The following is a 9,102-nucleotide window of genomic DNA, read 5'->3' as shown; positions in this document are numbered from 1 at the left end:
GGCAAAACAACAGGTCAGATATATGGTCTGTCAGCACCCTGTTGATTTCCTCGGGCATGCTCCTGTCAAAACTGCGCAATCCAGCTTCCACATGCGCCACCCTTATATGGAGCTTCGCAGCAGCCAGCGCGCCTGCAAGGGTGGAGTTGGTGTCGCCGTAGACCAGAACGATATCCGGCTTTTCCTTTATCATTACCTTTTCTATTTCAATAAGCATCTTCCCTGTCTGCTCGCCATGGCTGCCTGAGCCAATGCCCAGATTGTAATCAGGCTTCGGGATATTAAGCTCCTCAAAAAATATCTCTGACATATCATGGTCGTAGTGCTGCCCCGTGTGAACCAAAATTTCCTCATGTTCTTTTCGCAGTTCTCTTGACAGCGGCGCGCACTTGATGAACTGGGGACGGGCGCCCACTATGGAGATGAGCTTCATGTTCTGCTCTTAGATATAACGCGGGATATATAAATAGGGCGCTTTTGGACATGCGGAGGCTGGTGGTTGCCCCGGTTCTCACAGGGCGCCACAACTATGGAAATATATAGTTCATGTAATCAAATATATCCTAATCCCTGTCAGCAAATCTGCGTTCATCATGCCGAAACCCTGCGGGTTCTCGACTCCGCGCACACGCATGGCGCAGCCATGCGTGGACACGCCCTCCAGAGGCGTGACTCTGGGCGCCTTCATCTGCGGTTTGTTTATTTCTATCGCCAGGAGATTGCCCAGTTTTCGTATCGGTGCGCCGAACTGTAATAAGTTATGTCATATGTTGAACCCAGCCCCCACAATCTTGCTTTTATCCACCCCCAACCAGCACATTCCACCCCTCCAGCGTCCTCAACCATTACGTGTTTTGCATCAGCTTAATGCACGGCACTATCAGATCACATGCCTCTCCCAGTGCTTTGCCTGAATCAGCCATTTTCTCTTTCAGTTTTGACGCTTCACAGCTACCTTGCATTATAGCCATCACCCGAAAGATAACTGTGACAAGATTATGATAGAGCTTCAACAGGATTTTCATTCCTGGATTGCATGGTAATCTTGGTTGTCACTGCAATAAATTCGCTTGCATCCAGTATCTCCATAAGTACAGGTTTTCCCTTTTTGCTGAAATGAACTATAATGGGTCCAACTTCCTCAGCATAGTCTATAGGTTCATCACTTACTTCATACATGAGAATATCTTGTTCACGATTATAACTAATTTTCATATCTTTCTCTCCTGGTAGGATAAAATGTAATAACTTTAATATTATTACTCTCAATTTCACATATAACTCTTATCACATGAATATCATCAACCAGACCTTGAACAATAAGCCGGTCTTTTCTCCCCTTGGTCTTAGTATCGGGATTTTCTATGATATTTTTAACTTGTTTTTCATTTATTTCAAATCCATGTTGTTTTAAGATTTTGAACTTGACCTTAGCATGATCTGTAAATATTATTTTCATATACTATAGACCTTGTTTCTTCAGTATCAGAATTTGAAATATATTGAATCCATTGATCTAAAGATCATTTTAATGTTCCATTGACATCTTGAATCTATTAATATATAAGATTCCCTGCTTTGAAATTTCATCTCGCTCATATTACATATGAAATGTCAGCAATGGAGCTTAAAATCCTTCCGCTCGCTCCTGCGCTGCCGAATATATCCTTCTGCGTTACAGATGGATAACAGCATTTCACTGCCTCTATAATCTTGCCCTTATCCGCCCCCACCAGCACATTCCACCCTCCCTCCAGCGTCTCCACCCACTCCGTATTCTCCCGCAGCGTGATGCACGGCACTCCGAGCACATACGCCTCCTTCTGAATACCTCCTGAATCGGTCAGTATCTTCTTCGCACTTGCCATAAGCTTAAGCATATCCAGATACCCCAGGGGCTTGATCAGCTTCACATTCCCAGGCATCATCAGCCCATATTCCTTCAGACATTTCTCAGTCCTCGGATGCACAGGAAACACCACAACCCCCCCTGCCTCACCCAGCGCCCCCATGATATTCGTCATGTTCTCCCTGCTGGGCAAAACAACAGGTCAGATATATGGTCTGTCAGCACCCTGTTGATTTCCTCGGGCATGCTCCTGTCAAAACTGCGCAATCCAGCTTCCACATGCGCCACCCTTATATGGAGCTTCGCAGCAGCCAGCGCGCCTGCAAGAGTGGAGTTGGTGTCACCGTATACCAGCACCAAGTCCGGTTTTTCTTTCAGAAGCACTTTCTCTATTTCAATAAGCATCTTCCCTGTCTGCTCGCCATGGCTGCCTGAGCCAATGCCCAGATTGTAATCAGGCTTCGGGATATTAAGCTCCTCAAAAAATATCTCTGACATCTCACGGTCATAGTGCTGCCCCGTATGCACCAGCACTTCCTCGTGCTCACTCCGCAGTTCCCGGGAAAGCGGCGCGCACTTGATGAACTGGGGGCGGGCGCCCACGATGGAGATGATTTTCATGTTCTGCTCTTAGATATAACGCGGGATATATAAATAGGGCGCTTTTATTATTCAGGCGATCCTTTTAATTTTCTGATTCACTTTTGGAATTAATATATTTTTCAATAACTTCAAGGAATTCATAAAAATCTTTTGAATCTTCATACAGATAATTGTATGCTCTGGAATCATCCACTCTTCCATACTGATGAACAAGCAGATTTCGAAATCCGATAAGCTCTTCAAGTCTGGATGCCAGCGATTTTGATATTATACCATGCTCGCCAAGCTTTCGTACCGTATCTTTACTGTCGGCAGGTATTCCGAACCCTTCCTCCGATATTATTAAGTTGCAGATATCCAATAAGTTCTCGCTTGCCAACTGGAATGCCCTTTCACATGCCCTTTTCCTCATCCCGCTTTTTAAATAATCCTCTTCATCCGGAGGAATGTATTCCTCAAGCTCTCTCAGGTACCTTTCCAGTTCATCCATTTTTTCAATAAGCCTTTCGCTGTCCAAATCAATCATCCCAACCTTAACCTGACACGCTTCATAACACCTTTATGGTAGTCTTTTTTCATCTTTTGGTATCTGGAGTATTCGAGATCATTTTCCTTTGCAAGGGTCAATATGTAATAGGGGTCTTCCGTGTAAAGCACCTTCCCTTCAAGAAAAACCCGTTTGCGCATATATACAGGCAATTCACCAAACAAGGAGATATCTATGTGTTCTGGTACTGCATTATTAAGGGCAATTCTCTCCTTTAAACTCACATCCACATGCGGCTCCGGTATGATACATAAATCCACATCGCTATCTGTCCTTTCGGTCCTCTTAGCCTGTGAGCCAAAAAGGATAATCGAGTGAACAAATCCAAATTTTTTCAGCCCGGATACTGCCTTTCCAATTTCATCATTGCTGGCTCTAGATACAAGTTTCTTTTTCATCATTCCATCGTCACCTCAAGAAACCAAATATTATATTGTCATCATTATGAACCTTAAATCCTTCCTCGATTTCCTTTAGTATACAGGTCATCAAAAAAAGCATGCCCTTGCTTTAAATAATCGTTGCGCAGCTTCATCCTCCGGTTTTTTCATTAAATACTTTTTATGTTATATTTATATTTAAAGACTGCTAGATTTCTTGGCTCGATGGACTGACATGGATCTTGTTTACAAAGTCCAGAACCTATTCCGAGTCAGGCTTCGGTACATCCGGCTCCTCAAAGAATATATCAGATAATAATATGTCAGATAATTCATGGTCATAATGCTGCCCAGTATGCACAAGTATCTCCTCATGCTCCTTCCGCAGTTCGCGTGATAGCGGCGCGCACTTGATGAACTGAGGGGGAGCCACACGATTGAGATGATTTTCATGTTCTGCTTTTAGATATAACGCGGGATATATAAATAGGGCGCTTTTGAACATGCGGAGGCTTGTGGTTGCGCCTCCCGAGGCGCGACTCGGAGCGTTCATCTGCAGTAAATTGTCGTCCCCATCGCACATAAATTCAAAAATCATAAAAAACCATATCCAATTGGATAAATATATTAAGGTTATTCCGCTTCTGCAAGTTGACCCTGTAGCAATTCATTTGCAAGATAATTGACAGAAACTCCTTTTTTCCTCGCCAATTCCTGAAGCAATTCTGCTGTTCTGGAATCCAATTCTATTAGATAATGTCTTTTCTGAATGTCGACCTTAATTTCCACATCTTCAAATTCATCCAGATAGTCTGCGCTGTTATGGGTATCCCAGAACTCTGCAGCTTCTTCGTATGTTTTAAACTCTTCCGGTATTTTCTTAACTTTTTTTGGCATTGTAGTATTTCCGCTCTTGAACTGTCATATTCTTGCAGATATTATGAGTGCTATCATAGGTGATTTATAAATGAATACTATAAAAAGATACCGCCCTGAATGAGTTCGACCATATGCACCATAAATATCTTCTCCTTTCACTCTACCTCGCTGTGCACGGCGAAATAAACCATTTGAGAGCAAGGCCTCTTCGACTTCTTCACCGGTAACATTATGCTTCACCTCTATCTTTGATTTGAACTTTTCAATCCAGATGATCTCTTTCAACCACATGACATGCCACAGCCTGATTAGAACGGTGTTTCCTTCAGTCGCAGTATTGCCCCGTGTGCATCGGTATCTCCTTATGCTCCCTCCGCAGTTCCCGGGACAGCGGCGCGCACTTGATGAACTGGGGACGGGCGCCCACTATGGAGATGAGCTTCATGTTCTGCTCTTAGATATAACGCGGGATATATAAATAGGGTGCTTTAGGACATGCGGGGGCTGGGGCCAGGGATGACATTGGTTCAATGATGACAATAAGAATTCCTTAAATGCTGCTATAATTATCATTATCGTATATTTAATAAAAAATCATGAGAAAGTTTTATTTTCCTGTAAATTAAACACTATCAATTAGGATAGGACGCTAATGTGCAAATTAAAGATATTCCAGCAAAGTATGGGAATAATAGGAATATTTTTGGTTGTATTTACTTTTGTCGTATTCTCAATTCAGGGCGTTTCAAGCGCATCCCCGAACGATGCCTGTTTCAATGGGGGGTGCCATGTATCCCCAAATCCGCGGCCTATCAACCAGTCTCTTTACAATTCTAATGCCCATAGCATAATTAAGTGTATCGACTGCCATGTGAACTCTACCGATCCTGTCAATGACTCGAATCATGGCATTTTTATCAGGCAGTTAAATGGCAGCAATATTACCGGTCCTCTGACCTCAAGTTATTATTCCCAGAATTTCTCCCTGTGTTACTATTGCCATGCTGAAAAGAATGTCGTGGGCGTTCTGCCGGGATATGTCATGGATATTGATCACAGGAATCCTCCCGTCAATGTCTCAAATATTGGTACTAATTTCATCAATAATCTTTCGGCTGGTTATAGTTTCGGAGGAAATTACCCCACAAATATTCACTGGGATCACCTGGATGATTTCGGGAGTTTACGCTGGGGCGTGGGAGCTCTGTTTGACCTGGACCCCGGTGCGAACTTGACCAATAACAGGTCTTCCCGCGAGTCCTGCCCTGCCTGTCATAATGTCCATGGAACGAACTTTCCCAGAATGACCAGAGAAGACCTGGCAATTACTTATGGTTCTGATGCCATTGGAAACTTTGGATATATTAATAGCTATGAATACAAATTACCGGGCGGGGATGTATTCTGTAATGGATGCCATTCTTACGGCATGTTCTATAAATATTACAGAAATGAAACGAACGTTTTTGAGGATTGTGTATCGTGCCATGTGGATGGTATTTCCGGTGGTTTGCAAGGAAATGTTAATAGAACCGCCTTTAGCCAGGGTATGCATGTCGATATAAACACAACGGATGGAATTGGCCTTGTGAATAATAGCGACTGCTGGGCATGTCACTTTAACAGGGATATGAACAGGAGCAATATCTGGCAGTGCGCTGACTGCCATACGCGCAACGGCACATATGAGGCTCCGCAGGCACCCAGGATTCATTCACATTTGCCTGCTGTTACCAACTATTCCTGTATGGATTGTCATAGTAAAACCATAATAAATCCCGGAGCGGGGATCCCCAATATAACTTCCCACTATGCACTGAGACCCATTGTACCGACGTCGAACTATTGTGATTATTGCCACGGACCGAATGCGAGCTCTCCATTCCCTGCCGTAAATAAGACGATCCCTGAGTTTTCGCATAATGACCCCGACTGGAATGCCGATGCAACATGCAGGACATGCCATACAAATTCCAGCGTATCAGCGGACCCTCTGGCTAATGATATTTCCTCTTTCCATGATATGACAACTGAACTGGGGGATACATTCAATGGAACGGTAAAGGCCGACTGTGTACTTTGCCATATCCAGAAAGCCCCTCAATTTGTATCGGCACCCGATCCCTCACATGACACTACAGGCATGGCCGCTGCGGACTGCTATGAATGCCACGGGCTTGGACTCAATGGTACACAGCCGCAAAAACTCCATAGCGTGACTGAGATCACGACCACCAGATGCATAGCATGTCATTCAAACAGCTCAAGGACATATTATGTAAATATGAGTTTGTTCGGAAAGCATGCGAACGTCAATAATACTGATGGTTTGAATAACCTTACAGATGACGATTGCAGGACGTGCCACTTTGGTTCGGCGAATGGAACAATGAGAATGGTACTGGGGGCAGCGAATCAAAACAATACTTATTTCTGTGACGACTGTCACACGGCCGCGGGTACAGGACCGATCAAACCCACAGACCCCGGTCTGATGAAAAATAATTTAAGGCATGGTTCAGCGGATTGCAAGTGGTGCCATATCGCAGGTGACCCCCTGCCGCGACCATTAAATGGTACATTAAAATACCACCCCAACGGGCCAAAAGGTACGGCCTCTGGAATTAACTGTTTGACCTGCCACCAGAATGCCAATCTCCCTGATCTGCCCTTCCATGCGCCGGGAATAAAAATAGATACGTTACCCAAGCATTCAGTTTTCGGAATACTTGGATGTAAAGGTTGTCACTCGACGAATCTGAGTTTCCCTGTAAATGATAATCATTCGGTACTTTACAAAGATTCAAATACGCCACCCACCATCTCGGGTTTATCGATAACCACACCCGTCGTATCTGGAGTTCCCGCTGGAGTCCAGGCTACCGTGACCGACGACATGTTGCAGATCGCTGCAGCCCAGTATCAGGTAGCCAACGCTTCCGGCGTGATTATTGACTGGACAAATATGACTCCCGTCGGCGGGAGATTCAGCTTATCGATCCAGCCAGTGAACGCCAGCATTGATACTTCAAAGCTCAAGGGCAACTATACCGTCAACGTCAAGGGCATGGCTTCAGCACCAAAGACTGATACGTCTAAGCCATATTATCCACTGAATGGCGATTGGAGCGGTGTTGTAAGTGCGAATTTTACCGTTACATGAGGAAGATAATGCGGAAATCAAAAATACTCCAAAATAAAATCAAAATGAAGGTAATTGTCCTTGGGTTAGCTCTCCTCTTTGTTTTTTTTGTGCCAGGCGTTCTCGGTGCATCTCCGAATGATGCCTGTTTTAATGGGGGGTGTCATGTATCACCAAATCCACGGCCGATCAATCAATCCCTGTACGATTCGAATCCCCACAGCATCATTCAATGTATTGACTGCCATGTGAATTCTACTGATCATAACGACACTAATCATGGTCAATTCATAAGACAATTAAATGGCAGCAACATTACCGGTCCTCTGACCACAGGTTATTATTCACAAAATTTCTCGCTCTGCTATTACTGCCATACTGAAAAAAATGTTGTGGGCGTTCTGCCAGAATTTTTCCAGGACATTGATCACAGGAATCCTCCCATCAATGTATCAACCATAGGTACTAATTTCATTAACCTTCTTCCGGCCGGTTTCCGCAACTACCCGGTCAATATCCACTGGGATCATCTGGATGACTTCGGCAGTTTTAACTGGGATGGAGGTGCCATGTTTGACCTCAATCCGGGTGCCGGTTTGAATAACAGGACCTCTTATCAATCCTGCCCAGCCTGTCATAATGTCCATGGAACAAATTATCCAAAAATGACACGGAGCGACATTGCCATTGCTTATGGTTCGGATGTAAACGGTGTTTACGGGTATATTAACAGCAGTGCATATAAAAACCCGGGGGGCGATGTTTTTTGTAACGGGTGCCACGGCAGCGGCCCAATATATAACTACTACAGGAACGAGACGAACGTCTTTGAGGATTGTATCTCGTGTCATGTGGATGGTATTCCCGGTGGTTTGCAAGGAAATGTTAATAAAACCGCCTTTAGCCAGGGTGTGCATGTCGATATAAACACAACGGATGGAATTGGCCAGGTGAACAACAGCGATTGCTGGACCTGTCACTTTAACAGGGATATGAACAAAAGCAATATCCGGCAGTGCGCTGACTGCCACACAGGGAGCGGTCAGCCCGATGCCCCGCAGGCACCGAAGGTTCGCACGCACTTGCCTGCTGTAACAAATTATTCCTGCCTGGATTGTCACAGTAAAGTCACAGTAAATCCAGGAGCAGGAATCCCCAACGTAACTTCTCACTATGCACAAAGACCCGCAGTTCCAACATCGAAATATTGTGATTATTGCCATGGGCCGAATGCAAGCTCTCCATTCCCTGCTCTGAACAAGACAATTCCCCGGTTCAATCATGATGACCCGGGCTGGAATGGAAATGCCACATGCAGGACATGCCACACAAATTCCAGTGTATCAGCGGATATTCGGGCAAATAATACTTCGTCTTTCCATGAACTCACAACAGAATTAGGAGATGCGTTTGATGGAACTGCAAAAGCCGATTGCGTTCTCTGCCATGTCCAGAAAGCTCCTCAATTTGTATCAGCGCCAAATCCTCCACATGATACAACAGGCATGGTCACTGCGGACTGCTCTGGCTGCCACGGAGTCAATGTCCCGGGTACACAGGCGCAGAAACTTCATGATCCCACACCCACAACGACCGGTGGATGCATAGGATGTCATTCAAATAACGCAACACGGTATTATACGAATACAAGCCTATTCGGATTGCATGCAAACGTAAATACCTCGGATGACACGGGTAATGT

General features: G+C 44.7%; 14 protein-coding genes. 3 read left to right on the top strand and 11 right to left on the bottom strand.

The window, feature by feature from the left end; genetic code table 11:
- From O8C65_14980 to O8C65_14930, 11 genes are all read right to left on the bottom strand, one after another.
- A partial coding sequence (locus O8C65_14980) for a UDP-N-acetylglucosamine 2-epimerase (GenBank protein MCZ7358222.1) occupies positions 1-433 on the bottom strand: 433 nt, incomplete at its 3' end.
- 111 nt (positions 434-544) lie between these two features.
- Positions 545-688: a hypothetical protein gene (locus O8C65_14975; GenBank protein ID MCZ7358221.1), complete on the bottom strand. Its 144-nt coding sequence runs from the start codon at positions 686-688 to the stop codon at positions 545-547.
- Between the two features lie 308 nt (positions 689-996).
- Complete coding sequence (locus tag O8C65_14970) at positions 997-1,215, bottom strand: DUF2283 domain-containing protein (GenBank protein ID MCZ7358220.1); 219 nt, start codon at positions 1,213-1,215, stop codon at positions 997-999.
- Positions 1,205-1,459 (bottom strand): hypothetical protein, encoded by a 255-nt coding sequence (locus O8C65_14965; GenBank protein ID MCZ7358219.1) that lies wholly within the window; start codon positions 1,457-1,459, stop codon positions 1,205-1,207. The genes O8C65_14970 and O8C65_14965 overlap by 11 nt, the downstream gene beginning before the upstream one ends.
- Before the next feature lie 136 nt (positions 1,460-1,595).
- Complete coding sequence (locus tag O8C65_14960) at positions 1,596-2,024, bottom strand: UDP-N-acetylglucosamine 2-epimerase (GenBank protein ID MCZ7358218.1); 429 nt, start codon at positions 2,022-2,024, stop codon at positions 1,596-1,598.
- Positions 2,021-2,470, bottom strand: coding sequence for a UDP-N-acetylglucosamine 2-epimerase (locus tag O8C65_14955; GenBank protein MCZ7358217.1), 450 nt, complete (start codon positions 2,468-2,470; stop codon positions 2,021-2,023). The genes O8C65_14960 and O8C65_14955 overlap by 4 nt, the downstream gene beginning before the upstream one ends.
- Before the next feature lie 64 nt (positions 2,471-2,534).
- Positions 2,535-2,978, bottom strand: a complete 444-nt coding sequence (locus O8C65_14950) for a DUF86 domain-containing protein (protein ID MCZ7358216.1) — start codon at positions 2,976-2,978, stop codon at positions 2,535-2,537.
- Positions 2,975-3,400 (bottom strand): nucleotidyltransferase domain-containing protein, encoded by a 426-nt coding sequence (locus O8C65_14945; protein MCZ7358215.1) that lies wholly within the window; start codon positions 3,398-3,400, stop codon positions 2,975-2,977. The genes O8C65_14950 and O8C65_14945 overlap by 4 nt, the downstream gene beginning before the upstream one ends.
- Positions 3,401-3,641: 241 nt before the next feature.
- Complete coding sequence (locus O8C65_14940) at positions 3,642-3,977, bottom strand: hypothetical protein (GenBank protein ID MCZ7358214.1); 336 nt, start codon at positions 3,975-3,977, stop codon at positions 3,642-3,644.
- A 35-nt stretch (positions 3,978-4,012) separates the two neighbouring features.
- Positions 4,013-4,276 carry a CopG family antitoxin gene (locus O8C65_14935; protein ID MCZ7358213.1) on the bottom strand — a complete coding sequence of 88 codons (264 nt, stop codon included), beginning with the start codon at positions 4,274-4,276 and terminating at the stop codon, positions 4,013-4,015.
- A gap of 24 nt (positions 4,277-4,300) precedes the next feature.
- A complete protein-coding gene (locus O8C65_14930; GenBank protein MCZ7358212.1) occupies positions 4,301-4,543 on the bottom strand; it encodes a hypothetical protein in 243 nt (80 codons plus the stop codon).
- Positions 4,544-4,547: 4 nt separating this feature from the next.
- Here O8C65_14930 and O8C65_14925 point away from each other — a divergent pair, with 4 nt between their 5' ends.
- The 3 genes from O8C65_14925 to O8C65_14915 all read left to right on the top strand — a co-directional run.
- Positions 4,548-4,736 (top strand): hypothetical protein, encoded by a 189-nt coding sequence (locus tag O8C65_14925; protein ID MCZ7358211.1) that lies wholly within the window; start codon positions 4,548-4,550, stop codon positions 4,734-4,736.
- Positions 4,737-4,910: 174 nt separating this feature from the next.
- The gene (locus O8C65_14920; protein ID MCZ7358210.1) at positions 4,911-7,421 is read left to right on the top strand and encodes a hypothetical protein; all 2,511 of its coding nucleotides are present in this window, start codon (positions 4,911-4,913) and stop codon (positions 7,419-7,421) included.
- An 8-nt stretch (positions 7,422-7,429) separates the two neighbouring features.
- Positions 7,430-9,102, top strand: a 1,673-nt coding sequence (locus tag O8C65_14915; protein ID MCZ7358209.1) for a NapC/NirT family cytochrome c, incomplete at its 3' end; no start/stop codon positions are given.

Origin of the sequence: Candidatus Methanoperedens sp. (genome assembly GCA_027460535.1) — an archaeon.
Lineage (GTDB): Archaea > Halobacteriota > Methanosarcinia > Methanosarcinales > Methanoperedenaceae > Methanoperedens.
Note: the sequence above shows the minus strand (reverse complement) of the source record. Positions and strands in the feature narration are given on the sequence as shown.

Coding starts and splice junctions, on each gene's coding strand:
- O8C65_14925 (MCZ7358211.1), top strand. CDS start 4,548: ATGACATGCCACAGCCTGATTAGAACGGTGTTTCCTTCAGTCGCAGTA.
- O8C65_14945 (MCZ7358215.1), bottom strand. CDS start 3,400: ATGATGAAAAAGAAACTTGTATCTAGAGCCAGCAATGATGAAATTGGA.
- O8C65_14940 (MCZ7358214.1), bottom strand. CDS start 3,977: ATGATTTTTGAATTTATGTGCGATGGGGACGACAATTTACTGCAGATG.
- O8C65_14960 (MCZ7358218.1), bottom strand. CDS start 2,024: ATGACGAATATCATGGGGGCGCTGGGTGAGGCAGGGGGGGTTGTGGTG.
- O8C65_14955 (MCZ7358217.1), bottom strand. CDS start 2,470: ATGAAAATCATCTCCATCGTGGGCGCCCGCCCCCAGTTCATCAAGTGC.
- O8C65_14975 (MCZ7358221.1), bottom strand. CDS start 688: ATGAAGGCGCCCAGAGTCACGCCTCTGGAGGGCGTGTCCACGCATGGC.
- O8C65_14950 (MCZ7358216.1), bottom strand. CDS start 2,978: ATGATTGATTTGGACAGCGAAAGGCTTATTGAAAAAATGGATGAACTG.
- O8C65_14970 (MCZ7358220.1), bottom strand. CDS start 1,215: ATGAAAATTAGTTATAATCGTGAACAAGATATTCTCATGTATGAAGTA.
- O8C65_14965 (MCZ7358219.1), bottom strand. CDS start 1,459: ATGAAAATAATATTTACAGATCATGCTAAGGTCAAGTTCAAAATCTTA.
- O8C65_14935 (MCZ7358213.1), bottom strand. CDS start 4,276: ATGCCAAAAAAAGTTAAGAAAATACCGGAAGAGTTTAAAACATACGAA.
- O8C65_14920 (MCZ7358210.1), top strand. CDS start 4,911: ATGTGCAAATTAAAGATATTCCAGCAAAGTATGGGAATAATAGGAATA.